This window comes from Marixanthomonas ophiurae (assembly GCF_003413745.1).
GTDB classification, from domain to species: domain Bacteria; phylum Bacteroidota; class Bacteroidia; order Flavobacteriales; family Flavobacteriaceae; genus Marixanthomonas; species Marixanthomonas ophiurae.
In genome coordinates this window covers 1696215-1721950 of the sequence record NZ_QVID01000001.1, presented here as the reverse complement: position 1 = coordinate 1721950, position 25736 = coordinate 1696215, and the positions used below count along the sequence as shown (strand labels likewise).

Sequence of the window (25736 nt, the reverse complement as noted above, 5' to 3'; positions counted from 1 at the left end):
AGCTTTAATTTGTTGGCACTACAATTTGGGTTTGATCACCATTGCTGGTATCTAATATATTTATTACTAATCCTTCAGAAGACTCATACACTTCTAACTCTAAGCTTCCAAAATTTGAGGTTCCTGGAGCTAAAACATCGTCACCAAGTTGCTCAATAAGCAATTGACTAGAAATCTGATCTAATAATTGTCTATTTAAACTTTCTTTAAATGCATCAAGTTCAGACTGTTCATCTTCTTGTAAAGATGGATCTTTAAAAGTGTTTTGGGCATCCGCAGAGCTCAACAACATTTGGTAATTGAAAGGGTCTCCACCAAAATTAGGGTTTACAGGCTTGTAAACAAGTTGTTGTCCATAAGAAGCAGTTGCTATTAAAAAAATAATAAGGGGTATAAAATTTTTCATTTTTTAGGTTGTTAATATCTGTTTATTTGTTCTTTATCGTTACGTAAATTTATAAAATATCTATTTACCACGTTTATGGCTTGATCTGCCATGGTCTTTAAGTACTCATTTCTGGGGCTAAGAAAAAACTCCAAAACCACTTTATCACCAACTTCAATTTCTATTTTGGTATTAATACCTAATGCCAAGACTTCGCTAACAGTGACTACTTTTTCTCCATTTATTTTATAAAAATTATATTTTGAAGAAAACATTTTAAAAAAATCGCGTCCTGGTTTGGTTTTAGTTTCTTCTACGACAATTCCTTTTAATTCAATTCCATAACTGGTTCTATTAACATCACCATCAACACTTTCAGCTTTATCTGTTTCAATATCTATTTTCTCAGCAATGATTTTAGTGTCAGGCTTTTTATCGTTAAAAACAATTCGATCTTTACCTATTAAGTTATCTTGAATATCATAAATTAAAAGTAAAAGTATTATTTCATCTTTTTCTTTTGCATTTATAGTGGTTTTAGACAAATCTTTCTTTTCACCTGCTTTTAAAACAAACCTGCCACTTTGCTTAGTTTTCGAGTTACTAGTCAAACTTTTTTTGAAAACAGACAACTCATAACGAAGACTTTGATCTACATTGGTCTTATTTAAAGCAGTACCGGAAATCTCAATAAACTCTGTATTAGTCACTGTTTCAATTTTAGCTTCTACCTCTTTATTATAAAATTGAGAAAAAGCATTTATTGAACATAGCAACATAAGCATTAGTATGCTGTATGTGTGCACTATACAAAACATGTTTAATTAAAATTACGGATAGTAAGGGTTTGCCCATTTCCTTTCATTGATACTTTTAGCTTTTCTGAAAGGGAATTAGATCCATACCACCTTAAGTTTTGACCATTGCCCGTTTGTAAAATCTGTCCTTCGTGAACATTTGAACGTAAAGGGCTAAAATCTATAAAGCTATGGTTATTGCCATTTTGCACTACTTTTTCATTAATAGTACCGGCATTGATTTTCAAAAAAATATCATTGTTGTTTCCATTCTGAAAAAGATTGATATCACTTCTATCAGATTTTGTATTTGAAACTATTCTGTTATAGTTTCCGACTTGTTGTACAAATACATTATTAGCAGTTGCTACTGTACTCCTTGTAGCGTTAATTTGTGATTGTTGGGAAGATATATAGTTAAGCTGAACAGCTTTATTTTGAAGGTTTTCAATAGCATTTTGGTTTTCCTTCGAGTAAGTTTGGGAGAATGCAGTAGCAATACTAAAAAATGAAAACACTAGTACAAACAGTATTTTAGTTAAATTTTTCATCTCTATTGCTTTTTATTGTTATAAAACAACAATTCTTTAAGTAAATATAAGAATTTATTGTCTTTTAATTAAGCATAAGGGCATTTTTAAAATGCCCCCATGCTTTTTAATATTTCAAAAGATATATGTTTATACTAAACTATATCTTAGTTGCTTTGAACAACCAATGATCCATTAGCTACACCTAATTGGTTAACAACACTGTTGTGTCCTAACCCGCTTTGTAATACAATGCTACCGTTTAAAGCACCAGCTTGGTTAACAAGAGATGTGTTTAATACACCTGCTTGTAATACAAGGCTACCGTTAGCCAATCCTAATTGGTTTACTTCTGAATCGTTAGCAATTCCTAATTGTCCAACTATAGAACCATTTGCTATTCCAGCTTGGTTTACTAATGAAGTATTTGCAATACCTAACTGACCTACAGTAGAGTTATTTGCAATACCTAATTGATTAACAGCAGAACCGTTAAAAGCTCCTATTTGATCAACATCAGATTGGTTACCAATTCCTAATTGTAGAACGCTAGATCCATTTCCAAGTCCTGTTTGGTCAACATCAGAATTGTTTGCAATTCCTATTTGAGTTACAGTAGAGTTGTTTCCAAGACCAGTTTGAGTTACATCAGATTGGTTACCGATACCCAACTGCCCTACAGTAGAAGAGTTAAACGCTCCAGTTTGATCAACATCAGAATCGTTTGCAATACCAATTTGGTCAACATCAGAGTCGTTTGCAATTCCTAACTGATCAACATCAGATGCGTTAAAAGCTCCTGTCTGGTCAACATCAGATGTGTTTGCAATACCTAACTGAGTTACTGAAGAACCGTTTGCAATTCCTAACTGAGTAACAGTAGAAGCATTAAACGCTCCAACTTGAAGTACAGTAGATCCGTTTGCAAGACCATCTTGGTCAACGTCTGAACTGTTAGCCAAACCTATTTGGTCTGTATCAGAAAAGTTTAAAGCTCCATCCTGCTCTACATTAGAAGCATTTAAAATTCCTAATTGGTCTGTAAAGTTAAAGTTCAAGAAACCATCTTGATTTACAGAAGATCCATTTAAAATACCAGTTTGATTTACAAAACTCTGGTTAAACTGAGCGAAAGCTGCAGTTCCTAACATTAGCGCGATTGCGCAAAAAAACACTTTTTTCATAATTTAAAAATTTAGTTACTAATTGATTTATATTGGTTTTAAAAATCCACACATTAATACTACTATATAAATAATGTGATGCTTTATGTATGTAATCAAGTTATACTTGATCACTTTTAAATTAATGTCTGTTCTACTAAACAGATATTAACATACAATAATAATGTCTTGAGCGATTAAGGGACTTAAATGAGGAGTTATATTTCAGTTTTCAATCCCACTGAAATACAATCCAAATTTGCAAAAAAAAATACAAACAATAATAAGTGTTAACACGTATAAGCTTGAAATTTTAATAAATTGTAGGAATTTTCTTATTAATTAAATTAACAAGAAAGGACGTACATATAAAAAAGTCGTTCAACTACCGTTAAACGACTTTTTAAAGCAAATGTTAAAATTATGTTAAAACTATTTAGTGAACAACAACTCTCTATATTTGGTTAAAGGCCATATCTCATCATCTACTAAAAGCTCTAATTTGTCACAGTGATACCTTATATCATCAAAATAAGGCTTTACCTTGTTACAGTATGCTTTGGCCCGTTTTTCAGCATTTTCAATCTTGTTTGCTTTTTTACGTTCCTCTATCATTTCTGTGATTCCTTTATTAATACTTTCAATATGATGTGATATCTTTTCGATAAGGTTTAATTGTTCTCCCCCAAACTTTTTAAAGTTGTCTCCATAAATTTCCTTTAACCCCCTAACGTTTCTTATCAATATATTTTGATACTGAATAGCCGTAGGGATTATGTGATTTCTAGCAATATCGCCTAAAACTCTTCCTTCAATTTGAATACGCATTGCATACTCTTCCATTTCAATTTCATAACGAGCCTCAACCTCAACTTTACTCATTATATTAAGTTCTTCAAACAGTGCGATAGATTCTTTAGAAACTCTTGCTTTTAAAGCTTCTGGAGTTGTTTTATTATTACTTAGACCACGTTTTTTTGCTTCTTTCTCCCAAGCCTCTCCATAGCCATCACCTTCAAAACGTATGCGTTTAGAGTCCTTAATATATTCTCTCAATACATTAAAGATAGCATCGTCTTTTTTCATTTTCTTGTCCTTAATAAGCTTGTCAACTTTTTGCTTAAAGTCAATCAACTGTTTTGCTACGATTGCATTAAGCACTGTCATTGGGTTAGCACAGTTTGCAGTAGAACCTACAGCACGAAACTCAAATTTATTACCCGTAAAGGCAAAAGGAGAAGTACGGTTTCTATCTGTATTATCCATTAAAATTTCAGGAATCTTACCAACCACATTTAATTTTAGGTCTGTTTTTTCTTGTGGAGATAGTTTTCCGTCGGTTACTTTTTCTAATTCATCTAAAACATCAGTCAATTGTGAACCAATAAATGCTGAAATTATAGCTGGCGGAGCTTCGTTAGCGCCTAAACGGTGATCATTACTTGCTCCTGCAATTGAAGCCCTTAACAATTCTTCGTGATCATTGACAGCTTTAAGAGTATTAATGAAAAAGGTTAAAAACTGAAGGTTTTTCATTGGTGTACTTCCAGGACCTAATAAATTAACCCCCGTATTAGTAGCCAATGACCAATTGTTGTGCTTTCCACTTCCGTTTACACCTGCAAATGGCTTTTCATGGAATAACACTTTAAAGTTATGACGATCTGCTATTTTGTCCATTAAGTCCATTAATAAGGAGTTGTGGTCTACGGCGAGATTGGTTTCTTCAAAAATTGGTGCTAATTCAAATTGATTGGGAGCTACTTCATTATGTCTTGTTTTCACTGGAATACCCAATAACATACATTCAGTTTCCAAATCACGCATATAATTAAGGACACGCATAGGTATAGAACCAAAATAGTGGTCGTCTAACTGTTGTCCTTTTGGTGAAGAATGTCCTAATAAAGTTCTACCGGAAAGCATAATGTCTGGGCGGGATAATGCCAGTGCTTTATCAATAAGAAAATATTCTTGCTCCCATCCAAGAGTTGGGTTTACTTTCGTTACACTTTTATCGAAATATTTTGCTACAGCGGTTGCTGCTTGATCTACTGTTTGTAATGCACGCAATAATGGTGTTTTATAATCTAACGCTTCTCCAGTATATGAAACAAACACAGTTGGAATACATAATGTAGTTCCATACAAGAAAGCAGGGGAAGTAGGATCCCAAGCTGTGTAACCACGAGCTTCGAAGGTATTTCTTATTCCACCGTGAGGAAAACTAGAGGCATCTGGCTCTTGTTGTACTAACTGTCCACCACCAAACTTCTCGATACTCTGACCATTATCAATAGTTTCAAAAAAAGCATCGTGTTTTTCAGCAGTTGCTCCTGTTAAAGGCTGAAACCAGTGTGTATAATGGGTTGCTCCTTTTGAAATGGCCCATTCTTTCATTCCTGTTGAAATGTGATCTGCTACACTACGTTCAATTTTCTTTCCATTTTCAATAGCATCCATTACACTATTGTAAGAGGTTTTTGTTAAGTATTGGCGCATGGCCGACTCATTAAATACGTTTTTTCCGAAGATAGCGGAACGTCGTTCAGGTTCTTGTACTTCTACAGGTTTTCTGTTAAAGGTTTCTTTGATTGCGTGAAATCGTAAAGTTGACATACAGATATACTTTATTTAAAATTAGAATGGAGCAAAAATAGGTTTATTTTTTTTACACCCCCTAATTTTTAATGTTAACTTATTAATAAATGACTATTTATTAATAATAGCCCCTAAAATTACAGGGGTTAAAATATAAATAATATAATTTTAAGCAACTTTAATTATTCAAGAAGAGCTAAACTTATAAATATTACATAAGACGCAAGAATAAACAATCCTTTAAATCTGCCTATTTCAAATTTCTTTGGAAGAAATGCTAATGGAATTAAAATTGCTGCAAAACCTAACATCCAGAAAATATCATTGGTCAACACCTCTTGGCTTTGTATTGCTATGGGCTTTATAATTGCGGTGATTCCTAATACCGAAGCAATATTAAAGATGTTTGAACCTATTAAGTTCCCTAATGAAATTGCTTTTTCTTTCTTTATTGCTGCAATTACCGATGCAGCTAGTTCAGGAACACTTGTACCAATAGCGATCATTGTTACAGCAATAACACGCTCTGTCACTCCTAATGCCGTTGCCATATCCACAGCACCTGTAACTAATAGTTCACTTCCGCCCCACAAACCTAGACCCCCTAAAACAAGCCAAATGATTATTTTGAAATTAGAAGTTTTAGAAAGCCCATCATCGATTCCATCATCTACTGGCTTTGATTTTTTTTGTTTTCTAGCTCGATTAATTAAAAGGTACAGATATAAAACTAATAATATAAGGAATACAACTCCTTCCATTCTATTTAATCCATTTCCGCTTTTCAACAAAAAATAAAGTGCAATGGAAAGAAACATCATCACCGGCCAGTTGAATTTATAAAAATCCTTATCTATAGCCAAAGGCGAAATAAAAGCCGTTATACCAAGTACCAAACCAATATTAGCAATATTTGAGCCTATTACGTTTCCTAAAGAAATATCGCTAAAACCACTAAGTGCCGCTTCTATACTCACCAATAATTCTGGGGCCGACGTAGCGAAAGAAACTACCGTTAAACCAATTACCATTTTTGACAAGCGCAGTTTAAAGGACAAGGCTACGGAAGAACGCACCAAAAATTCCCCTCCTACAACCAATAGTAATAAACCAAGAAAAACAAAAAGTATAGAAACTCCCATAAAATAATTTTAAACTGCGAAGATACTAAAATGAAGTACGATTTTCGAAGTACAAAATATGAAATACAAATTACGAAGTGCAATTTCATATCTGGGTGTTTGAGTGAATTTGTAAGATCGTAAAGGATTAAAAAATTGTATCGAAAACACAACAATAAACTATATTTTCAGTTATATAACTACTAAAATAGTTTTATAACTAGATTAATAGTTTTACATTTACCCCTATATGGAACGACTTACAAATAAAGAAGAAGAAATAATGCAAGCGCTCTGGCAGCTGAAAAAAGGCTTTGTTAAAGAAATTATAGCCCTCTTGCCTGAAAAAAATCATTATAATACAGTATCAACTATTGTTCGAAATCTAGAAGAAAAAGGGTTTGTATCATACACTGCGTATGGTAAAACACACCAATACTTCCCTGTTATTAGTAAAGTTGAATACACCGAACGCTATATGAACCTTGCCACTAAAAAATATTTTAACAACAGTTATAAGAGCATGGTTTCTTTTTTCGCTAAAGAAGAAAAAATAAGCGCTACAGAGCTTCGAGAAATATTAGAGTTAATAGAAAACAAATAATATGGATATCCTTATATATATAGGTAAAGCCGCAATAGTCCTTTCGCTATTCCATGTCGTTTATGTGGTACTTTTAAAAAGTGATACTCATTTTACAACCAACAGACTATTTCTAATAAGCGGACTCCTTCTTTCTTTTGTTGTTCCTATTATTCAATTTACCAAAACAGTTACTATTTCCACTCCCAAAACAAACTTAGCAGCATATTCTGAAGAAATTCCAGCTTATTTGGCAACAACACCTCAACAAATAGATTGGTGGTACATTGCAGGGGTTTTCTATTTCATAGTTGCAGCTGTATTTTTTATTCGGTTTTTAAAACAACTTTTTTCGCTACTGTTACTGTTAAAAAAGCATCCCAATACTACCAAAAATGGTTTCAAATACATTGCTATAAATGAAACTATCCTCCCATTTTCGTTTTTTAATTATATAGTCTACAATCCTTCATTACACAGTGAAGAAGAACTTGCTATGATATTAAATCATGAAAAAGTACATGCGCACCAATGGCATTCTATAGATATTTTAGTAGCCAACCTAATAACCCAATTTCAATGGGTCAACCCCATTGCTTGGTTTTATAAGAAAAGTGTGAAAGAAAATCTGGAATACATTGCCGACCAAGAAACCGTTGCTATGGTTTCTTCAAAAAAAGAATACCAAATAGCGTTGGTGAAAGCCTCATCTGCTTCTACTATTCCAGCGTTGACTACTAATTTTTATCAATCATTCACTAAAAAACGAATCGTTATGTTAAACAAAAAGAATTCAAAAAAAGTAAATGCGTTAAAACTTACCACGATCCTGCCTTTATTGGCTTTGTTCCTCTGGAGTTTTAATGTTAATAAAAAAGTACAGTACGCAGAGGCTAAACCATCCTCAGTTGTTAATACTAATCAAAAAAATGAAAAGGACATTTCAAAAAAACAACAAATATCCTATACCGCAAGTAAGCCAGATAATAAAACGAGTGCTTCAGTAAAGTCAACAAACAATAGTAATGTAACACCTTCTCTTTCTTCGGAAAAAAGAAACAATACTATTCAGCAAGATTCAGTAAAAGGATTTCAAGTACATATCACTAAAAACACAACAGTTGAAGAGCTAGAAGCATATAAGCAAAGACTTAAAAAAGAACACAACGCTACTTTTAATTATAGCAACCTAAACTTTAATAGTAAAGGGGAAATTACTAGTATTTCTATTGCTTATAGTGATAAACGGGGTAATAACAATAATTATAGCGTGAGTAGTGGTCAGCCAATAAATAATTTTGTTCTCGCTGTTTCAGAAAATGGAGCCATCAGTTCGAGGACTGTTCTAACCGAAGAACAAAAAATGCAGCGTCAAAAAATGATGGCACAGCGTGATGAAATGATGGCACAGCGTGATGAAATGATTTCACAACGCAAATCGGAAATGGAAAAGGTAAAAGAGCAGATGAAAGAACGTCAAGAAGAAATGGAAACGGTGCAAAAGGAGCGTATGGAAGTAATGAAAAAAAAGATGAAAGAAATGAAAATTGATGCAAGGCTACGAATGAATGTTATGAAAGACTCTAGCTACTTTAAAGTTAACGGAAACCGTTTTCAGATAAATAAAGACGGAAATTATGTTAACGAAGCAGGGACGGTTGTAAAATACAAAACTGATATAAAAAATAAAGACCCTGTTTATTACGTTGATGGAAAAGAAACTCCTAAAAAAGCTTTAAAACTACTATCTCCAGATGCCATTGAAAAAATAAACGTGCTAAAAGGTAAAAAAGCACTAAAAAAATATGGCGGAAAAGGGGTTAACGGGGTTGTTGAAATTACCACAAAACAATAAGACAACTCTTATAAATTTCTTAAACCTTCCTCATTTCAGGAAGGTTTTTTTTACTTTTATATAGATATGAAAAAGCAGTTTTTTAAGGCACTAGCAAAACTCAACAAAAAGATATTACCTAACTTCACCAAAAAAGGAGTTGATCTTTCTAAAGCTTCCAAGTTTCAATTGGCGCTATTTGGGTATAAACTTTGGGTTACCAAAAATGCTATAAATCAATAACAAAGTAAAGATCGTACGTCATACGTTTTTATTTTGCTAGCTCCTTTTAAAAATTCCAACTCAATTAAAAAGTTGCATTGCACAATCTCACCACCTAATTTTTCTATCAATTGACAAGCTGCTCTAGCAGTTCCTCCTGTTGCCAAGATATCATCGTGCAATAATACCTTATCTCCTTTTTGTATAGCATCTTCATGAATCTCCAAGGCATCCATCCCGTATTCCAACGCATATGGTTGTTTTAACGTATCATGTGGTAACTTACCTGCTTTACGAATAGGAACAAAACCAGCCTCTAATTCTTTTGCCAACAAGGTTCCAAATAAAAAACCTCGAGATTCAATCCCTACGACTTTATCAATTTTTTGATTTTCGGTTAACGCTAGCAATTGTTTTAAACAAAAAGAAGTAGCATCTGCGCTAGCCAATAAAGGGGTTATATCTTTAAAATTTACTCCCGTTTTTGGAAAGTCTGGTATTTCACGAATGTATTTTTCTATATCCATTGTAATTTTTTACGAAAGTGCTTTGTCTATAAAGGTAAAAAGAAATATATTTGCACCCCGAAACAAATGGAATTTTATTTTTCTATGTTGTTTCAAGCAAAAAGGCCTTGTGGCGCAACTGAATAGCGCACCTGATTACGGCTCAGGAGGTTCCAGGTTTGAATCCTGGCAAGGTCACAACTTCAAGAAACCACGCTCCCAAGAGCGTGGTTTTTTTTATAAATACTCTTCTATTTCAAAAATTACTATCTTTGCAATTAGTATGAAACAAGTATTTCACAAATTTGGTGCAGTTTCTATGGCATTTTTAGTGCTCTTCACTACTATGTCATTCACTGTGAACATGCATTATTGTGGAGAACTATTAGTAGATTACAGTTTTACATCACACGTGAAAACTTGTGGTATGGAGTCACAAACTTCTCCAATAAATTGCGATTCTACTATTACTAAAGATTCTTGCTGTAAGGACAAACAACTTATTGTAGAGGGAGAAGATAATCTAAAACTTTCTTTTGAAAATCTTTCTTTAGAGCAGCAAACCTTCATAGCTACTTTTGTTTATTCATATATAGACCTTTTTGAAACGGTTGAAGAAAGTAATGATTCTCTTAACTATTATTCCCCTCCCGTTCTCACTAAAGATATTTCCGTCTTACACCAGACTTTCCTTATTTGATATTTTAAACAGTGCCCTTTTACTCTTTAGCAAAACCTAAAGAGCAAACCCTTTTGTTTGTGACCTTCTCGCAATCTTTTTTTAACTGTTTAATTATCAAAGCATATGCTAAATAAAGGCATTAAATTTTTAATAGAAAATAAACTGGTAGCAGTCTTGTTACTTGTTTTATTTGTTGGTTGGGGTATTGTTACCGCACCCTTTAATTGGGACACCGGTATTTTACCAACCGACCCCGTTGCTGTTGATGCCATTCCAGATATTGGTGAAAACCAACAAATTGTATTTACCAAATGGCAAGGCCGATCACCACAGGATATAGAAGACCAAATAACCTATCCGTTAACCACTTCATTACTTGGAATTCCTGGTGTAAAAACCATTCGAAGTTCGTCTATGTTTGGAATATCGAGCATCTATATCATTTTTGAAGAAGATGTAGAGTTTTACTGGAGCCGAAGTAGAATCCTCGAAAAACTGAACTCACTCCCTTCCGGCCTACTTCCTGAAGGAGTAAATCCATCATTAGGACCTGATGCCACAGGATTAGGACAAATTTTTTGGTACACCTTAGAAGGTCGCGACAAAGACGGAAACGTTACTGGCGGTTGGGATTTACACGAACTACGAAGCATTCAGGATTACTACGTAAAATATGCGCTTTCCTCAGCTAGTGACGTTTCTGAAGTCGCTTCCATTGGTGGCTACGTTCAAGAATATCAAATAGATGTAAACCCTGAATTAATGCGTCAATACAACATTAGTTTAGACCAAGTTGTATCAGCTGTAAAACAAAGCAACCAAGATATTGGTGCCCAAACATTAGAAATCAATAAAGCTGAATATTTGGTACGAGGCTTAGGATATATTCAATCGATTGATGATATTGAAAATGCGGTCATTACTTCCAAAGATTTTACTTCTATTCGCATCAAAGAGATTGCAAAAGTTAGTCTAGGCCCCGAAACTCGGCGTGGAATTTTAGATAAAGAAGGTGCCGAGGTAGTTGGCGGTGTAGTAGTCGCTCGCTATGGAGCCAACCCAATGGAAGTAATTACTAATGTTAAAGACAAAATAAACGAACTCAGCACTGGTCTTCCTTCAAAAACATTGTCCGATGGTCGCACCTCGCAACTTACAATTGTTCCTTTCTATGATCGAACCGAATTAATACAAGAAACCCTTGGCACCTTAAACGAAGCATTGACTTTGGAGATTCTGATAACCATTTTGGTCATCGTAATTATGGTTTTTAACCTTCGGGCATCCATCCTTATTTCTGGATTATTACCCGTTGCCGTATTGATGGTTTTTATCGCCATGAAAGTATTCAATGTAGATGCAAACATTGTTGCACTTTCGGGTATTGCCATTGCTATTGGTACCATGGTCGATGTTGGAGTGATTCTTTCAGAAAATATTATTAGGCACCTAGAAGAAAACAAAGACAAACTTCCTATAAACAATGTGGTGTATAATGCAACTGCTGAAGTTTCTGGTGCTATCCTTACAGCTGTTTTAACTACTATTATCAGTTTTATTCCGGTATTTACGATGATTGGCGCCGAAGGAAAACTCTTCCGCCCGCTTGCGTTCACAAAGACCATGGCACTTACGGCTTCTATTATTGTAGCCCTGTTCTTAATTCCACCGTTTGCTGCGTTTCTCTTTAGAAAGAAAAACATACGATCTGTTTTTAGTCATATTTTACATTCATTTTTGTTGCTCGCGGGAATCGTAGCAGTCGCTTATGGGTATTGGCTAGGACTCACCCTTATAGCTTTTGGAGCAACTGGTTTCCTAAAAAACCCAAAAGTTGCAGCTCGTTTTTCTGACAAATTAGTACTGCGAGAACAGCGAATCAATACGATTAACATTATTATTTCAGCTATAGCGATCGTCTTTCTATTAGCTGAATATTGGCGCCCATTAGGTTTTGACCGAAGTTTGATTATGAATTTATTGTTTGTAAGCTTTATCTGTTTTGGGCTGCTGGCTGTATTCTGGATTTTTATGCGTTACTACACCCGAATTTTAAATTGGTGCCTACAAAACAAAGCATTGTTCTTATCCGTCCCTGCCGTTATCGTTATTCTAGGGTTTTTAATTATGAAAAACACCGGAAAAGAGTTTATGCCATCGCTAAATGAAGGTTCCTTCCTATTGATGCCCACTTCCCTACCCCATGCGGGTGTAGAAGAAAACAAACGGGTGTTACAACAATTAGATATGGCCGTTGCCAGTATTCCTGAAGTTGAAACCGTAGTCGGCAAAGCTGGCCGCACCGAGTCAGCGCTCGACCCTGCGCCACTTTCCATGTATGAAAATATCATTCAATACAAATCGGAATATATGCTGAATGAAAGCGGAAGTCCACAACGCTTTAAAGTGAATGACGACGGGTTGTTTATGCTGAAAGATGGTAGTTTGGTTGAAAATAGTAATATGAAATCAGCCGAAGGGTCTTCTCGATACAATTCTAATTTGCAATCAGAATCACTCGAAAACCAGAAAGACGCAATGTCAGGTCGAGTACTGCGAGGTACGAGCAGTGTATCGAGACCTCAATTAATTCCAGATGAAGATGGCGAATACTTCCGAAATTGGCGTCCTGAAATTCAAGCACCAGACGATATTTGGAATGAAATTGTAAAAGTCACCAAATTACCGGGTGTTACCTCAGCCCCAAAATTACAGCCTATAGAAACCCGTTTGGTCATGTTACAAACTGGGATGCGAGCACCTATGGGTATTAAGGTTAAAGGCCAAGATTTAAAACAAATTGAAGCCTTTGGCATGCAGCTGGAAACTATTTTAAAGCAAGTGGAAGGTGTAAAAGAACAAGCTGTTTTTGCCGACCGCATTGTGGGAAAACCTTATTTGCTATTAGATATTGACAGAAATAAGTTAGCTAGGTACGGAATTTCCATTGAAACGGTACAACAAACCTTACAAGTAGCCATTGGTGGTATGCCGCTAACGCAAACTGTAGAAGGTAGAGAGCGCTATTCGGTTCGTGTTCGATATCCTCGGGAGTTACGAGAAAACCCAGCCGATTTAAAAGACATCTATGTTCCGGTTGAAGGGGGTAGTCCTGTTCCTTTAGGAGAATTAGTTGATATCCGCTACGAAAAAGGGCCACAGGTGATAAAAAGTGAAGACACCTTTTTAGTGGGCTATGTGCTTTTCGATAAGCTTGATGGTTTTGCTGAAGTAAATGTGGTAGAAACTGCACAACAAGCGATACAAGATAAAATAGATGCTGGCGAATTGACCGTCCCAAAAGGGATTAATTATCAATTTACTGGTACCTATGAAAATCAAGTGCGGGCTGAAAAAACACTTTCTGTGGTTGTTCCGTTAGCGATATTAATTATCTTTTTAATCCTGTATTTCCAATTTAAATCGGTAGCTACTTCTTTTATGGTGTTTAGCGGAATAGCTGTTGCGTTCGCCGGTGGGTTTATTATGATCTGGTTGTATGGGCAAGACTGGTTTTTAAATTTTGGTTTTTTCGGAGAAAACTTACGAGACCTCTTCCAAATGCATTCCATTAATTTAAGTGTCGCCGTATGGGTTGGGTTTATTGCCTTATTTGGTATTGCGACAGATGATGGCGTGGTGATGGCTACGTACCTTAAACAAACCTTAAAAAGAAACCTGCCTGCCACAAAAGATGAAGTTCGAAGTTCTGTTATTGAAGCTGGAAAAAAACGGATTCGTCCTTGCTTGATGACAACGGCTACAACAATTCTTGCTTTACTACCCATTTTAACCTCAACCGGTCGCGGAAGCGATATTATGATCCCGATGGCGATTCCTAGTTTTGGTGGGATGCTTATTGCATTAATCACCCTGTTTGTAGTTCCGGTATTATATAGTTGGCGAGCGGAAACAGTTCTTTCTAAGAAGCAAAGGATTGAGAATAATGAATCAAGACCTAAAAACAAATTAAAATGAAAACTATAAAAATTGATATAATAAACAGGTTTGTCCTGATTCTTGCCGCTTGTTTTCTAAGTCAAGTAAGCAGTGGGCAAGACTTGGAAAGCTATATTCAAGAAGCGCAGCAAAACAACCCTGATATTCAGGCCGTGGAATTGCGTTATAATATTGCTGAAGAAAAAGTAAACGAAAGTAATACACTTCCGAATACTGAAGTGAGTGCCGGATATTTTATTAGTGAGCCTGAAACCCGTACTGGAGCACAAAAGGCACGGTTTTCGGTTAAGCAGATGATACCGTGGTTTGGTACATTTTCAGCACGAGAGGAATATGCTACTTCAATGGCTGAAGCTGATTATGTGAAGCTTGCTATTTCAAAACGTAAATTGGCTTTATCTATTTCTGAAAAATATTATCAGTTATATGCTCTCCAAGCGAAACAGACCATTTTAGATGAAAACATTGAACTTTTAAAAACGTATGAAGAATTGGCGTTAACTTCGGTTGAAGTTGCCAATGCCTCGGCGGTAGATGTATTAAAATTACAAATAAGACAAAACGAATTGCTTCAGAAGAAAGAAGTGTTGCAACAAGCTTTTATAGCAAAACAAAGTGACTTTAATACACTTTTAAACAAAAATAAAGAAGCTTCGGTTACTGTGGTAGATTCGTTGTTTCTTCCTTCAAAAAAAATGACTTCGGAAGTGGGAAACCTCAATCTTCATCCTGAATTGTTACAATATGATAAATTATATGAGTCTGTCGCTTCTTCAGAAGAACTGAATCAAAAAGAGTTACAGCCTAATCTAGGAGTAGGTTTAGATTATATTCCGGTTGCCGAACGACCCGATATGAATTTTACCGATAACGGAAAAGACATTGTCATGCCTATGGTTTCGGTATCTATCCCCATCTTTAATTCAAAGTACAAGTCCATTTCAAAACAAAACAAGCTGAAACAACAGGAAATCAAAGCTCAAAAAGAAGAGCAACAAAACAAACTTGAAAATGCGTTAAAAGCCACGCAAAGCAAATTGGAAACAGCACGAATAACTTATAACACACAACAAAAAAACCTACAGCAAGCAAAAGATGCAGAAGAAATCTTAATTAAAAATTATGAAACTGGCACCATTGATTTTAATGATGTTTTGGACATTCAAGAGTTGCAATTAAAATTCCAACTCGAACAAATTGAAGCTATTAAGGAATATTACGTACAATCTGCAAACATTAACTATTTAACCAACTAAGATGGAAAAGGATTTTTATATAAAAAATATGGTTTGCGATCGGTGTATTAAGGTCGTTCGTGAAGAGTTAGAAGCCGCTCAATTTAATGTAACCCAAATAGAGTTGGGAAAAGTTACCCTACAAATAAAGAAAGAAGAAGCCATAAACGACAAGCTCACTAGAATTTTAACTAGAAACGGATTTTCATTACTAACCAAAATAAATCAACAAGTAGTTGAAAAAGTAAAAGTAACAATCCTATCGCTTTTTAAAGAACTACCCCTTCAGCTAAAAGAAAAATTATCTGAATATTTATCAAAAAAATTACATCTAGAATACTCGAAAATAAGTAAGCTTTTTTCGTACACCGAAAAAATAACAATTGAAAAGTATTTTATTAAAGTTAAAATAGAAAAGGTAAAAGAGTTGATTCAAGTTGGAGATTTAAATTTCACGCAAATAAGTCAATTATTGGATTACAGTAACGTAAACCACCTAAGTTCACAGTTTAAAAATGAAACAGGAATGAGTCTAACGCAATACAAAGCTGTGGATCAAAATTTTCGAAACCCTTTAGACCAAATTGTATAGATAATAACCATAATTATGAAACAAACCACTGACAATCAAAATTATCTTTGCAAGATCCATAAATAAATGAGAATCAACTAATTTATAATTTTATTAATTTCATAGTGATACAATACTTTCTGAAAAAGACAAAAAGGAAATACTAACGTATATAACGCAACTTAAAAATAGATAAGTATACATGGAAAGCTTTCTAAAACAATGGGGCGAGGCAGCCTACACGACCACCGGATTTTTCTGGATGGCGCTTTGGGCATTTATCTTAGGGTATATTATTAGCAGTATGATACAGGTTTTCGTGACCGAAAAACGCATGCAAAAAGCTATGGGTAAAAAAGAAGGTAAAGGTTTATTACTAGGTACCTTCTTTGGCTTTATTAGCAGCTCATGCAGTTTTGCAGCCTTGGCTTCAACAAAAAGTATTTTTAAAAAGGGAGCTAGCTTCGTTTCATCTATCGCTTTTTTATTGGCTTCTACAAATTTGGTTGTCGAGCTAGGGATTATTATTTCCATCTTCTTGGGCTGGCAGTTTGTCGTAGGCGAATATGTAGGCGGAATACTTTTAATTTTAATTTGCTGGATCCTTATACGAATAATCAATCCTAAAAATTTAATTAAAAAAGCAAGAAAGAATCTTGAAAAAGAAGATGACGAGACAATCGACGATTCTAAAGATTGGAAAAAACAAATTCAAAAAGAAAGCAGTTGGGCCAAAGTCGCCAAAAAGTATAAAATGGAATGGCAGATGGTATGGAAGGATGTCACAGTAGGCTTTACTATTGCTGGTATTGTCGCAGCTTTTGTTCCCGATTCATTTTTCCAGACACTTTTTATAAATAGTGGCCAAGGCAATACAGACTTTACCTTTCTAGAAATCCTAGAACATATTATTGTAGGGCCTGTTGCAGCCTTTTTAACTTTCATTGGATCCATGGGCAATATTCCGTTAGCTGCATTGCTGTTTGGTAAGGGTGTAAGCTTTGCAGGAGTAATGGCTTTTATTTTCAGTGATTTAGTAGTGTTTCCAGTTCTGCGTATTAATGCAAAATACTATGGCTGGAAAATGTCACTTTTTATAGTATTTCTCCTTTTTACTGCTTTGATAGGCACTTCGCTTGCCTTGCATTATAGCTTTGATTTGTTTAATATCTTGCCAGATCCTTCCCAAGTGAAAATTCAAGATAGTGCGTTTTTCAAAATAGATTATACTTTCTTTTTAAACATCGTCTTTCTACTTATTTCAGGATACCTTGTTTATCTAGGCTTTTTTAAAAAGAAAGGTGTGGATCACAGTATGAGCGAAATGGCCCCCAAAAGCCAACTGCTCGAGAGCATTTTAAAATATGCAGCTTTCATTTGCTACCTTTGGTTAGCGGGTGGACTGCTTGTTAAATTCTTTATTCAATAATATGAAACATACCTATCACATACACGGAATGACATGTAACGGATGTCGGTCACACGTTGAACAAACCTTGTCTAAGGTCTCTGGAGTGACCAATGTACAGGTAGATTTAGAAAAGGCAGAGGCTACTATCGAAATGGAAAAACACATTTCTATTAAGACGTTTCAAAAAACGTTGGAAGCCGATGGAGGGCCATACAGTATTCATCCGGAAGGGGAAAAACCAAAGAAAACTGAAACTGAAAGCAAAGTTAATAAGAAAGAGGTTTCCGTTTCAACAGGAACTAAGTTTTACTGTCCCATGCATTGTGAAGGTGACAAAACGTATGACAAGCCAGGAGACTGTCCTGTTTGCGGAATGGATTTGGTACCCGAAGCAAACACAACATCTTCTTCGGAAGAGTGGACGTGCCCCATGCACCCCGAGGTAGTAAAAGATGAACCTGGCTCCTGCCCTATCTGTGGAATGGATCTCGTGCCAAAAGAGCCCGATGTCTCTGCAGAAGAAAAAACATATAAAAAACTGATCGGAAAATTTTGGATTGCCTTAGGATTTACGCTTCCCATATTTTTGATTGCCATGTCCGAAATGATTCCGAAGAATCCATTATATGATATTCTAGATCAAAAATATTGGAACTGGATACAATTTGGCCTTTCCACTCCCGTGGTTTTTTATGCTACTTGGATGTTCTTTGAACGCGCCTACCGAAGTATTAAAACATGGAACTTAAATATGTTTACCTTAATCGGTATTGGTGCTGGAGTGGCTTGGCTTTTTAGTATCTTTGGCATGTTGATGCCCGACTTTTTTCCTGCCCAGTTTAAAACGGAGTCTGGCACCGTACACGTGTATTTTGAGGCAGCAACTGTTATACAAACTTTAGTGTTAATGGGGCAAGTACTAGAAGCTCGCGCCCACAGTAAAACCAACAGCGCAGTAAAAGAATTATTAAAACTCGCTCCTAACAAAGCCATTCGTATTGTAGAGGGTCAAGAGGAAGAAATAACCATAGAACAAATACAGACTGGTGATACTCTAAGAGTAAAACCGGGCGACAAAATCCCAGTAGACGGAAGTATTTCAGATGGAAACACCTCGGTTGATGAATCCATGATTACTGGAGAACCTATACCGGTTGATAAACAAAGTGGCGATAAAGTAAGCAGTGGGACTATTAATGGGACACAATCCTTTTTAATGAAAGCTGAAAAGGTGGGGGCTGATACGCTCCTATCTCAAATTATTAAGATGGTAAATGATGCTAGTCGTAGCCGAGCGCCCATCCAAAAGCTGGCTGATACCATTTCTGGTTACTTTGTACCCATTGTGGTATTGGTATCCATACTCACTTTTATTATCTGGGCCGTTTGGGGTCCTGATCCTGCCTATGTGTATGCCTTGGTAAATGCCATCGCCGTATTGATCATTGCTTGCCCTTGTGCATTGGGATTGGCAACACCCATGTCGGTTATGGTAGGGGTTGGAAAAGGCGCACAAAATGGCGTGCTCATCAAGAATGCCGAAGCCCTAGAAAAAATGGATAAAATCGACACCCTAATTATTGATAAAACGGGTACCATAACAGAAGGAAAACCTACGGTTTCAGACATAGGAAAAGCAGAATCGGGTTCTTTTTCAGAAGAAGAAGTTTTGCAATACATTGTTTCTTTAAACAACTTAAGTGAACATCCCTTAGCCGAAGCAACTGTTACCTACGGAAAAGAAAAAGGCGTTGATTTTCTAAAAGCTGAAAACTTTAATTCTGTTACGGGAAAAGGCGTGGAAGGCACCGTAAACGGGAAAAAGACCGCTTTAGGAAATGAAAAGATGATGGAAGCGGCCAATGCTACCCTTTCCGAGACCTTGAAACAAACAGCACAATCGTTTCAGAAAAAAGGGAAAACTGTTTCCTATCTGGCAATTGACGGGGAAGCAGTTGGCTATGTGGTTATTGGTGATAAAATAAAAGAAACCAGTAAAAAAGCGATCCAAGCCCTTCAGAAAAAAGGAATAGACGTAATTATGCTTACCGGCGATAACCACGACACTGCAAAAGCCGTAGCAGACGAATTGGAGTTGGCCGATTTTAAAGCGGGCATGCTCCCAAAAGATAAACTGGATGAAGTAGAACGTTTGCAAAACGAAGGTAAAAAAGTAGCGATGGCCGGCGATGGAATAAACGATGCTCCTGCCCTAGCTAAAAGTGATGTCGGCATTGCCATGGGAACCGGTACCGATGTCGCTATAGAAAGTGCCGAAATCACCTTGGTAAAAGGCGATCTGCACGGCATTGTAAAAGCACGAAACCTAAGTGATGCCGTTATGAAGAACATTAAACAGAACCTGTTTTTTGCTTTAATATACAACACCTTGGGGATTCCCATTGCGGCAGGCATTTTGTTTCCAGTATTCGGAATCTTACTATCGCCTATGATTGCGGCGCTGGCGATGAGTTTCAGTTCGGTTTCGGTAATTGCTAATTCATTGCGGTTGCGATCTGCTTTTATCGATTAACTAACTTTAAAAACCATTACCTATGAAAAATTCAAATGATCATTCAAAAAAGAACAAGTACACGACTTTCATCTTGATGCTCGTATTCTCTTTTATCGCTATGTACATCACTATGTACCTAAATACGTATGAAATCGATCACGTGTATTTTAGCCTAACCCGTTTTTATATGACGTGTTTGGGTATTTCTGCTATGGCAGTCATTATGTGGTTTTTTATGCGAAACATGTATAATAACAAGAAGAAAAATATAGCGATTCTCGCTGGCAGCTTTATTCTTTTTGTAAGCGCATTGGGCTTGGTTAGGGCGCAAAAACCTATTGAAGATGTAGCCTGGATGAAAGCGATGATTCCGCATCACTCCATAGCAATTCTTACTAGTAATAGAGCTGAAATAAGTGATCCAGAAGTAAAGAAATTAGCCGAAGATATTATCAAGGCACAAGAAAAAGAAATCAAAGAAATGAAAGCGATGATAAAGCGCTTAGAGGCTAATAAATAGCCTTTTAATTTTATAAGTTATGAAAAAAAATATAATATACATCCTTATAGCAGTAGTGGGCGGCTTGGCCCTTGGCTATGTTTTGTTTGGCAGCTCAAGCAAAACTTCTGAAAATGCTGTTTCAGCAGAAGGTCAAAATCATGATCATTCCGGAGAAACAGCTGCTGATATGTGGACCTGCTCCATGCACCCACAAATTATGCAACCGGAACCCGGAGATTGTCCCATTTGCGGGATGGATCTAATCCCTGCCGAAAGCACATCTGATGGATTGGCAGCCAATCAATTTACCATGACCGAAAATGCCATGGCGTTGGCAAATGTTCAAACCACTACTGTTGGCAATGCCATGAACATGGAAGCGGGCACCGTTGGCCTTTCCGGAAAAATAATGGAAAATGAAGAGGCCAACGCCATTCAAGCTAGTTATTTTGATGGCCGTATAGAACGTTTATACGTTAACTATAAAGGGCAGGAGGTTACTAAAGGGCAATTATTAGCTACAATTTACGCCCCTAAATTGGTAGCTGCTCAACAAGAATTGATTACAGCTTCTTCACTTAAAGAATCGCAACCCGCCTTGTATAAAGCTGTTCGCAATAAACTAAAATTGTGGAAGCTTTCAGAAAAACAAATCAATGCCATTGAAACCTCGGGTACTGTACGAGAGAATTTTCCTTTATATGCCACAGTTTCGGGTACTGTTTCAGAACTTTTAAGTGCAGAAGGAGATTATGTAAAGCAAGGGCAACCTATTCTTAGAGTGAGTAACCTCAACACCGTTTGGGCAACTTTTGATGTTTATGAAAATCAGATTTCAGAAATCAATAAAGGTCAAAAGGTTACCATTACCACTAACGCCTACCCTACTAAAAAGTTTACAGCAACCATATCGTTTATCGATCCTGTTTTAAACACCCAGACCCGGACTGTTATGGTGCGTGCTACATTAAATAACAAAGATAATTTATTGAAGCCCGGTATGTTTGTTACTGGTAGCATAAAGGGCCTTGATAATCTTTCCGGAGCTTCACAGATTTCTGTGCCATCCAGTGCTGTATTATGGACGGGCGAACGATCGCTGGTGTATGTTAAAACAGATTCAGAAAAGTCTATTTTTGAAATGCGCGAAGTCACTTTAGGAGCTAAGTCTGGAGACAATTACACCATTACCGATGGATTAGTGTCTGGAGATGAAATCGTTACCAACGGTACCTTTACCGTTGACGCAGCCGCCCAACTGCAAGGTAAAAAATCAATGATGAACCAAGGAAAGGCTGAAATGAAAGATGAAGTTGAAACTGAAATGAATATGAAGCTTTCAGAATCGGTTCAACAGCAATTAAAAGAGGTTTTACCTAATTATTTTACTATGAAAGATGCCTTTGTGAACAGCAATGCTAAAAAGGTTTCACAATTTGCTTCCGAACTGAAAGCCAAAATCGACACTATCGATTTAACCAAATTGGGAACAATGGAACAAAGTCACATAACAAAAAGTAAAAAATTATTAAAAACCATTTCAGAAAACGAGGATTTAGAAACCCAACGCAGCCACTTTGTGATGCTTAATCGAACCATAATTCCGTTATTTAAAAATATAGAAGGGTTATCCAAAACTGCTTTTATTCAAAAATGTCCTATGGCAAACAGTAACAAAGGAGCTTCTTGGTTAAGCACCGAAGAAGAAATACGAAATCCTTATTATGGAGAAGCCATGATGACGTGTGGTAGTGTTATTGATTCTATTCAATAGTAATAAAAGTCTCAAAATAATTCTCAAAAAATCATTTTTCGAGGTTAGTTATAAACTTTTAGTGCAAGATTGGTAGATTTAAAAAATTTGTATCGATTTTTACACTTTTCAATTTTTATAAAAAACAAACCATGGCTTCAGGATTTTTTGCATTGCTCGATGATATTGCTGCTCTTATGGACGACGTTTCTGTAATGAGTAAAGTGGCTGCCAAAAAAACGGCAGGTATTTTAGGAGATGATTTGGCAGTAAATGCCGAAAAAGCCTCTGGGTTTATGTCTTCTCGGGAATTACCTGTACTCTGGTCCATTACAAAAGGGTCCTTTCTAAATAAGTTAATAATTCTTCCCATTGCCTTTCTACTGAGTGCCTTTTTACCCGTAGCCGTTACAGTTATCCTTTTAATCGGAGGACTTTACTTGGCTTATGAAGGTGCTGAGAAAATATATGAGTTTTTGGTGCCGCATGCCCACGGCGACGAAGAAGAGGCCTTGCAAAACCTTTCAAAAGAAGAGTTGATGAGTCTAGAAAAAGAAAGGGTTAAATCGGCTATCTTAACCGATTTTATTCTTTCTATTGAAATTGTGATTATCGCTTTGGGTACAGTCGCCCAAGAGACACTTACTATGCAAATTATTGTGGTTTCTATTATTGCATTAATTGCCACAGTTGGAGTCTATGGCATTGTCGCCCTTTTGGTACGCATGGATGAGTTTGGACTTAAACTAATCGACTTAAATGAGAAAGAAGATAGTTTCTCAGATAAAGTTGGAAAGTTTTTAATTGCAGCATTACCAAAAGTGATTAAAAGTTTAAGCGTAATTGGTACGATAGCACTGCTCTTAGTGTCAGGTGGACTTTTTGTACACAATATTGATTTTGTGCATCATTTGGTCGAAGGCTTCCCTTCTGTACTTGGCGAATTTGTTGTGGGTTTAGTTGTTGGGTTTGTAGTACTATTTATTATAATCGGAATAAAAAAAGCCTGGAAATCGATTAAACAAAGTTAATCTCTTTATAGGTTTGATAGTTCTAAATTATAGTTTAAGCCTAAAGCGATTCAGTATATTTTTTAAAATTATCTAAAATTGCTTGCCAACCATCGCGTTGCATGTCAATCGAGTTTTCATTTTCTGCTTCAAAGGTTTCGGTTATAGCAATTGTATCATCTTGTTTCTTAAAGTCGATCGTTACTTTTCTGTCATCATCTAAGGTATAAGCAATATGATTGTGGGGAATCACTTGGGTATAAACACCGCTAAAATCGAACCCCATACTACCATCTTTAGCTTCCATTCTCGAAGTAAACCTACCACCTTCCCTAAGATCATTTTCAGCTTTTGGGGTATGCCAATCGTCTGATGGAGTATTCCATTTTTCAATGTGTTTTGGCTCGGTCCAAGTATTCCAAACCGCTTCTATATTCGAATGTACTGTGGTTTGTACGGTAATTTGTTCTTCTTTTTCCATCGGTTTTTATTTATCTATTTGAATAACTGAAAGTATATTCCCCGCAGGATCCTTAAACCAAGCGATTAATGGGCCTTCGTTATGTGAAATTCCTTTTTCATCTGTGTTGAGATCTTTGTATTGTTCAAATACAACACCCTTTTCTGTGAGTGCTACAACGGTTTTTTCAATATCTGATACCGGAAAGTTAAGAATGGTAAAAGTGGCTGGCGTATGGTTTGGTTTTGGGTATACCAAAATGGCATTGCCACCTTTAATATGCAACTCGAGTAGCCCCATGGGATTGTCCTTAACAGTCAACCCCAAAGTGTCTTGATAAAATATTTTTGCCCTTTTGATATCGTCTACGGAAAAACCGCTAAAAGCTTTTGATTTTTGTAACATGTTGATTTGTTTTTAAAAGTCTTTATTGTAATTCACCATCCAGCATACTCCGAATTTATCGATACAACTTCCGAAGTAATCGCCCCAAAACTGATCTTCCATAGGCATTTCTATTTCTCCAGCTTTAGATAGTCCATTAAATAACCGGTCGGCTTCTTCCTTGCTGTCGGGATGCAGTGAGATGTATGCATTATTCCCTTGTTTAAAAGGCGCTCCCATGCCTTCAATGGTGTCGGATGCCATTAAGATGGTATCGTTTCCTATTGGTAGCGAAATATGCATAGTTCTGTTTTGTATTTCTTTAGGTAGTTTATCACTCTCGGGGGCTTCACTCATTTTCATATTGGATATAAACTCCCCGCCAAAAACAGATTTGTAAAACGTGAATGCTTCTTCGGCCTGGCCGTCAAAGTTTAAATACGGATGTACTTTCATAATAGTATGATTTTATTGGTTACTAATTTTTAAATTTTAGGCTATTCAGAAAGTTCTTTTACAATCTGTAAAGCCTTCGGAAATGCTTTTTCAAAACTGTTGAGATAGGCTTCAGCAATATCTACCTCAACAGTAAGTTTTGTTTTTCCATCTTTTTCCTCTAACGTATAGTTTTCCATGGCTCCCGCCCAATCTTTTACTTCTTCGCTGCTGGTATCTTTTTTTCCGTCAACAATAATCCCTAAGTGTTCAATTGACATATATGTAGGTTCATTCCTGGTTTTTATGCCACTAATCATCCCATTTCCGTTAGGACCTAAAAACAGCACCTTGCTGCCTTCTTTCCAATCGGTTTCAGCATAAGAGCCTTCTGCAAATGGGGCAGTCCACTTACGATAAGTTTCGTCACTCCATAGTACCTCCCACACTTTTTCTTGCGAAGCTGATATGGTAACTGTATATTCTTTACGTTTCATAGCTTGATTGTTTTAAGTTAATATCTTCTTTGTGGGTTCTGTCTTACAATATTTTATCTAGGTATTCGAATTAAAAAGAAGGTTGAATTTGTGTCCGTCTGGGTCGGCAAATACACAAACGTAGTATCCATTTTCATCATATATTTTCTTCCTATTTATATTAGAGTCGAAGAAAATTTTTCCTCCCGCATTTTTTATTTCTGTTACCCAACTATCATACTCCTTTTTACTTGCTATGGATAAGCTAAACATCATTTCATTTCCTGCTGTTGTATCTGTAAGTTCCCCTTCTATGCTTTCTTGCAACCTTTTTTTTTCAAAAAAATGAATTACAAAACCCGTTTCGCTGAATATAAAACTTACTAATTCTTTTGTAGGATTCCCATTTAGCTTAAACCCTAATGCTAGATAAAATTCTTGCGTCCTTTCGATGTCTTCTACTCCTACGTTTGCCCAAATCATTTTTGGTTTCATACTTCAATATACTTATATAATATGCTGTCTTGAAAACTGTTATCCAAATATAAAAAGGTTTTTTCAAATGTTAAGAGTACATTTCCGTCAATCTAACGGGTTGAT

24 protein-coding genes and 1 tRNA gene are annotated in these 25736 nt (G+C 36.0%); 13 read left to right on the top strand and 12 right to left on the bottom strand.

Annotated features, from left to right (window positions below):
* Positions 1–4 precede the first annotated feature (4 nt).
* The 6 genes from DZ858_RS07910 to DZ858_RS07885 all read right to left on the bottom strand — a co-directional run bounded on the left by DZ858_RS07910 (position 5) and on the right by DZ858_RS07885 (position 6618).
* A complete protein-coding gene (locus tag DZ858_RS07910; RefSeq protein WP_117159021.1) occupies positions 5–406 on the bottom strand; it encodes a curli production assembly/transport component CsgF in 402 nt (133 codons plus the stop codon).
* Positions 407–417: 11 nt separating this feature from the next.
* Positions 418–1164: a curli-like amyloid fiber formation chaperone CsgH gene (gene csgH / locus DZ858_RS07905; protein ID WP_158548358.1), complete on the bottom strand. Its 747-nt coding sequence runs from the start codon at positions 1162–1164 to the stop codon at positions 418–420.
* Positions 1165–1205: 41 nt separating this feature from the next.
* Positions 1206–1733 carry a hypothetical protein gene (locus DZ858_RS07900; RefSeq protein WP_117159019.1) on the bottom strand — a complete coding sequence of 176 codons (528 nt, stop codon included), beginning with the start codon at positions 1731–1733 and terminating at the stop codon, positions 1206–1208.
* 146 nt (positions 1734–1879) lie between these two features.
* A complete protein-coding gene (locus DZ858_RS07895) occupies positions 1880–2896 on the bottom strand; it encodes a hypothetical protein (RefSeq protein ID WP_117159018.1) in 1017 nt (338 codons plus the stop codon).
* 411 nt (positions 2897–3307) lie between these two features.
* Positions 3308–5494, bottom strand: a complete 2187-nt coding sequence (locus tag DZ858_RS07890) for a glutamine synthetase III family protein (protein ID WP_117159017.1) — start codon at positions 5492–5494, stop codon at positions 3308–3310.
* A 164-nt stretch (positions 5495–5658) separates the two neighbouring features.
* Complete coding sequence (locus tag DZ858_RS07885; RefSeq protein ID WP_117159016.1) at positions 5659–6618, bottom strand: calcium/sodium antiporter; 960 nt, start codon at positions 6616–6618, stop codon at positions 5659–5661.
* 229 nt (positions 6619–6847) lie between these two features.
* Here DZ858_RS07885 and DZ858_RS07880 point away from each other — a divergent pair, with 229 nt between their 5' ends.
* The 3 genes from DZ858_RS07880 to DZ858_RS07870 all read left to right on the top strand — a co-directional run bounded on the left by DZ858_RS07880 (position 6848) and on the right by DZ858_RS07870 (position 9257).
* The gene (locus tag DZ858_RS07880; RefSeq protein WP_117159015.1) at positions 6848–7201 is read left to right on the top strand and encodes a BlaI/MecI/CopY family transcriptional regulator; all 354 of its coding nucleotides are present in this window, start codon (positions 6848–6850) and stop codon (positions 7199–7201) included.
* Between the two features lies 1 nt (position 7202).
* Positions 7203–9035, top strand: a complete 1833-nt coding sequence (locus DZ858_RS07875; RefSeq protein ID WP_117159014.1) for a M56 family metallopeptidase — start codon at positions 7203–7205, stop codon at positions 9033–9035.
* A 66-nt stretch (positions 9036–9101) separates the two neighbouring features.
* A complete protein-coding gene (locus DZ858_RS07870; protein WP_117159013.1) occupies positions 9102–9257 on the top strand; it encodes an SsrA-binding protein in 156 nt (51 codons plus the stop codon).
* Here the strand turns inward: DZ858_RS07870 and DZ858_RS07865 are convergent.
* Complete coding sequence (locus tag DZ858_RS07865) at positions 9251–9763, bottom strand: adenine phosphoribosyltransferase (RefSeq protein ID WP_117159012.1); 513 nt, start codon at positions 9761–9763, stop codon at positions 9251–9253. The genes DZ858_RS07870 and DZ858_RS07865 overlap by 7 nt on opposite strands.
* Positions 9764–9866: 103 nt before the next feature.
* On the opposite strand from DZ858_RS07865, the gene DZ858_RS07860 reads away from it, so the two are divergent.
* From DZ858_RS07860 to DZ858_RS07815, 10 genes are all read left to right on the top strand, one after another.
* A tRNA-Arg gene (locus DZ858_RS07860) sits at positions 9867–9940 on the top strand.
* 85 nt (positions 9941–10025) lie between these two features.
* On the top strand, positions 10026–10442 hold the full coding sequence (locus DZ858_RS07855; RefSeq protein ID WP_117159011.1) for an HYC_CC_PP family protein: 417 nt from the start codon (positions 10026–10028) through the stop codon (positions 10440–10442).
* 105 nt (positions 10443–10547) lie between these two features.
* Positions 10548–14402, top strand: a complete 3855-nt coding sequence (locus DZ858_RS07850) for an efflux RND transporter permease subunit (RefSeq protein WP_117159010.1) — start codon at positions 10548–10550, stop codon at positions 14400–14402.
* The gene (locus DZ858_RS07845; protein ID WP_117159009.1) at positions 14399–15640 is read left to right on the top strand and encodes a TolC family protein; all 1242 of its coding nucleotides are present in this window, start codon (positions 14399–14401) and stop codon (positions 15638–15640) included. Before DZ858_RS07850 ends, DZ858_RS07845 begins: the two co-directional genes overlap by 4 nt.
* Before the next feature lies 1 nt (position 15641).
* Complete coding sequence (locus DZ858_RS07840; RefSeq protein ID WP_117159008.1) at positions 15642–16211, top strand: helix-turn-helix domain-containing protein; 570 nt, start codon at positions 15642–15644, stop codon at positions 16209–16211.
* Between the two features lie 181 nt (positions 16212–16392).
* Positions 16393–17619 carry a permease gene (locus DZ858_RS07835; protein ID WP_117159007.1) on the top strand — a complete coding sequence of 409 codons (1227 nt, stop codon included), beginning with the start codon at positions 16393–16395 and terminating at the stop codon, positions 17617–17619.
* A 1-nt stretch (position 17620) separates the two neighbouring features.
* Positions 17621–20134, top strand: a complete 2514-nt coding sequence (locus DZ858_RS07830; protein ID WP_117159558.1) for a heavy metal translocating P-type ATPase — start codon at positions 17621–17623, stop codon at positions 20132–20134.
* A gap of 22 nt (positions 20135–20156) precedes the next feature.
* A complete protein-coding gene (locus DZ858_RS07825; RefSeq protein WP_117159006.1) occupies positions 20157–20636 on the top strand; it encodes a DUF305 domain-containing protein in 480 nt (159 codons plus the stop codon).
* A 19-nt stretch (positions 20637–20655) separates the two neighbouring features.
* Positions 20656–22392: an efflux RND transporter periplasmic adaptor subunit gene (locus tag DZ858_RS07820; RefSeq protein WP_117159005.1), complete on the top strand. Its 1737-nt coding sequence runs from the start codon at positions 20656–20658 to the stop codon at positions 22390–22392.
* 131 nt (positions 22393–22523) lie between these two features.
* Entirely contained in the window at positions 22524–23402 is an 879-nt protein-coding gene (locus DZ858_RS07815; protein ID WP_117159004.1) for a DUF808 domain-containing protein, read from the top strand.
* Between the two features lie 40 nt (positions 23403–23442).
* Here DZ858_RS07815 and DZ858_RS07810 read toward each other — a convergent pair whose 3' ends face one another.
* From DZ858_RS07810 to DZ858_RS07790, 5 genes are read right to left on the bottom strand one after another with little or no spacing between them, the layout of a single operon-like run.
* Positions 23443–23862 (bottom strand): SRPBCC family protein, encoded by a 420-nt coding sequence (locus DZ858_RS07810; protein ID WP_117159003.1) that lies wholly within the window; start codon positions 23860–23862, stop codon positions 23443–23445.
* 6 nt (positions 23863–23868) lie between these two features.
* The gene (locus DZ858_RS07805) at positions 23869–24246 is read right to left on the bottom strand and encodes a VOC family protein (protein WP_117159002.1); all 378 of its coding nucleotides are present in this window, start codon (positions 24244–24246) and stop codon (positions 23869–23871) included.
* 12 nt (positions 24247–24258) lie between these two features.
* Complete coding sequence (locus DZ858_RS07800; protein ID WP_117159001.1) at positions 24259–24681, bottom strand: VOC family protein; 423 nt, start codon at positions 24679–24681, stop codon at positions 24259–24261.
* Between the two features lie 41 nt (positions 24682–24722).
* The gene (locus DZ858_RS07795; protein ID WP_117159000.1) at positions 24723–25157 is read right to left on the bottom strand and encodes an SRPBCC family protein; all 435 of its coding nucleotides are present in this window, start codon (positions 25155–25157) and stop codon (positions 24723–24725) included.
* Between the two features lie 57 nt (positions 25158–25214).
* A complete protein-coding gene (locus tag DZ858_RS07790; protein ID WP_117158999.1) occupies positions 25215–25631 on the bottom strand; it encodes a VOC family protein in 417 nt (138 codons plus the stop codon).
* Positions 25632–25736 lie beyond the last annotated feature (105 nt).

Bases quoted from the DNA above. Each gene is read 5' to 3' on its own strand.
- DZ858_RS07845 (WP_117159009.1), top strand. From the start codon at position 14,399: ATGAAAACTATAAAAATTGATATAATAAACAGGTTTGTCCTGATTCTT.
- DZ858_RS07900 (WP_117159019.1), bottom strand. From the start codon at position 1,733: ATGAAAAATTTAACTAAAATACTGTTTGTACTAGTGTTTTCATTTTTT.
- DZ858_RS07795 (WP_117159000.1), bottom strand. From the start codon at position 25,157: ATGAAACGTAAAGAATATACAGTTACCATATCAGCTTCGCAAGAAAAA.
- DZ858_RS07890 (WP_117159017.1), bottom strand. From the start codon at position 5,494: ATGTCAACTTTACGATTTCACGCAATCAAAGAAACCTTTAACAGAAAA.
- DZ858_RS07840 (WP_117159008.1), top strand. From the start codon at position 15,642: ATGGAAAAGGATTTTTATATAAAAAATATGGTTTGCGATCGGTGTATT.
- DZ858_RS07910 (WP_117159021.1), bottom strand. From the start codon at position 406: ATGAAAAATTTTATACCCCTTATTATTTTTTTAATAGCAACTGCTTCT.
- DZ858_RS07855 (WP_117159011.1), top strand. From the start codon at position 10,026: ATGAAACAAGTATTTCACAAATTTGGTGCAGTTTCTATGGCATTTTTA.
- DZ858_RS07865 (WP_117159012.1), bottom strand. From the start codon at position 9,763: ATGGATATAGAAAAATACATTCGTGAAATACCAGACTTTCCAAAAACG.
- DZ858_RS07835 (WP_117159007.1), top strand. From the start codon at position 16,393: ATGGAAAGCTTTCTAAAACAATGGGGCGAGGCAGCCTACACGACCACC.
- DZ858_RS07885 (WP_117159016.1), bottom strand. From the start codon at position 6,618: ATGGGAGTTTCTATACTTTTTGTTTTTCTTGGTTTATTACTATTGGTT.
- DZ858_RS07810 (WP_117159003.1), bottom strand. From the start codon at position 23,862: ATGGAAAAAGAAGAACAAATTACCGTACAAACCACAGTACATTCGAAT.
- DZ858_RS07895 (WP_117159018.1), bottom strand. From the start codon at position 2,896: ATGAAAAAAGTGTTTTTTTGCGCAATCGCGCTAATGTTAGGAACTGCA.
- DZ858_RS07800 (WP_117159001.1), bottom strand. From the start codon at position 24,681: ATGAAAGTACATCCGTATTTAAACTTTGACGGCCAGGCCGAAGAAGCA.
- DZ858_RS07815 (WP_117159004.1), top strand. From the start codon at position 22,524: ATGGCTTCAGGATTTTTTGCATTGCTCGATGATATTGCTGCTCTTATG.
- DZ858_RS07790 (WP_117158999.1), bottom strand. From the start codon at position 25,631: ATGAAACCAAAAATGATTTGGGCAAACGTAGGAGTAGAAGACATCGAA.
- DZ858_RS07820 (WP_117159005.1), top strand. From the start codon at position 20,656: ATGAAAAAAAATATAATATACATCCTTATAGCAGTAGTGGGCGGCTTG.
- DZ858_RS07830 (WP_117159558.1), top strand. From the start codon at position 17,621: ATGAAACATACCTATCACATACACGGAATGACATGTAACGGATGTCGG.
- DZ858_RS07875 (WP_117159014.1), top strand. From the start codon at position 7,203: ATGGATATCCTTATATATATAGGTAAAGCCGCAATAGTCCTTTCGCTA.
- DZ858_RS07825 (WP_117159006.1), top strand. From the start codon at position 20,157: ATGAAAAATTCAAATGATCATTCAAAAAAGAACAAGTACACGACTTTC.
- csgH (WP_158548358.1), bottom strand. From the start codon at position 1,164: ATGTTGCTATGTTCAATAAATGCTTTTTCTCAATTTTATAATAAAGAG.
- DZ858_RS07870 (WP_117159013.1), top strand. From the start codon at position 9,102: ATGAAAAAGCAGTTTTTTAAGGCACTAGCAAAACTCAACAAAAAGATA.
- DZ858_RS07805 (WP_117159002.1), bottom strand. From the start codon at position 24,246: ATGTTACAAAAATCAAAAGCTTTTAGCGGTTTTTCCGTAGACGATATC.
- DZ858_RS07850 (WP_117159010.1), top strand. From the start codon at position 10,548: ATGCTAAATAAAGGCATTAAATTTTTAATAGAAAATAAACTGGTAGCA.
- DZ858_RS07880 (WP_117159015.1), top strand. From the start codon at position 6,848: ATGGAACGACTTACAAATAAAGAAGAAGAAATAATGCAAGCGCTCTGG.